The following is an 891-nucleotide window of genomic DNA, read 5'->3' as shown; positions in this document are numbered from 1 at the left end:
GTTAAGACACCGCCCTTTCACGGCGGTAACACGGGTTCGAATCCCGTACGGGTCACCATTATACTTTTTGTGCCGGTGTAGCTCAGCTGGTAGAGCAACTGACTTGTAATCAGTAGGTCGCGGGTTCGACTCCTGTTGCCGGCACCATTTTTATTTTGGCGATTGTGGCGAAGTGGTTAACGCACCGGATTGTGATTCCGGCATTCGTGGGTTCAATTCCCATCAGTCGCCCTCTTATTATTGGGCTGTAGCCAAGTGGTAAGGCACTGGATTTTGATTCCAGCACGCGAAGGTTCGATCCCTTCCAGCCCAGTTTTTATGTGTCATTAGCTCAGTTGGTAGAGCATCTGACTTTTAATCAGAGGGTCGCAGGTTCGAATCCTGCATGACACACCATTTTTAATTTCATATTTGCGGTCGTGGCGGAATCGGTAGACGCGCTAGGTTGAGGGCCTAGTGGTGGCAACATCGTGGAGGTTCAAGTCCTCTCGACCGCACCATATGATGCACCCTTAGCTCAGCTGGATAGAGTACTTGACTACGAATCAAGGGGTCGGGAGTTCGAATCTCTCAGGGTGCACCATATTTTGTTTGCTTTGACGGGCCTATAGCTCAGCCGGTTAGAGCGCACGCCTGATAAGCGTGAGGTCGGTGGTTCGAGTCCACTTAGGCCCACCATTTCCATTATAATTTCAATTCCAATCCTGGGGCCTTAGCTCAGCTGGGAGAGCGCCTGCCTTGCACGCAGGAGGTCAGCGGTTCGATCCCGCTAGGCTCCATTTGTCTTGTCCTTTGGATAAGGCACTCGCACCTTGAAAACTGAAGACATCAACAAGACATCAAACTTTTAATTAACCATGTCATTTAAGACGTGTGTTCTTAGAATACCAA

At 49.8% G+C, this 891-nt stretch carries 8 tRNA genes; all 8 read left to right on the top strand.

The annotated features are described in order from the left end of the window. Window positions 1-71: 71 nt before the first annotated feature. The 8 genes from F8N00_RS18170 to F8N00_RS18135 all read left to right on the top strand — a co-directional run bounded on the left by F8N00_RS18170 (window position 72) and on the right by F8N00_RS18135 (window position 779). Window positions 72-147: transfer RNA gene (locus F8N00_RS18170), tRNA-Thr, on the top strand. 11 nt (window positions 148-158) lie between these two features. Continuing rightward, window positions 159-231, top strand: a tRNA-His gene (locus F8N00_RS18165). Window positions 232-241: 10 nt separating this feature from the next. Next, window positions 242-313, top strand: a tRNA-Gln gene (locus tag F8N00_RS18160). 7 nt (window positions 314-320) lie between these two features. After that, window positions 321-396, top strand: a tRNA-Lys gene (locus F8N00_RS18155). Between the two features lie 17 nt (window positions 397-413). Continuing rightward, window positions 414-500: transfer RNA gene (locus F8N00_RS18150), tRNA-Leu, on the top strand. A gap of 6 nt (window positions 501-506) precedes the next feature. Continuing rightward, a tRNA-Arg gene (locus F8N00_RS18145) sits at window positions 507-583 on the top strand. A gap of 18 nt (window positions 584-601) precedes the next feature. Then, window positions 602-678 (top strand) — tRNA-Ile (locus tag F8N00_RS18140). 28 nt (window positions 679-706) lie between these two features. Further along, window positions 707-779 (top strand) — tRNA-Ala (locus tag F8N00_RS18135). The last annotated feature ends 112 nt before the right edge of the window (window positions 780-891 follow it).

Origin of the sequence: Exiguobacterium sp. A1_3_1 (assembly GCF_048985645.1) — a bacterium.
In the GTDB taxonomy this organism is placed as follows: domain Bacteria; phylum Bacillota; class Bacilli; order Exiguobacteriales; family Exiguobacteriaceae; genus Exiguobacterium_A; species Exiguobacterium_A indicum.
This window is presented reverse-complemented; position numbering and strand designations above follow the sequence as displayed.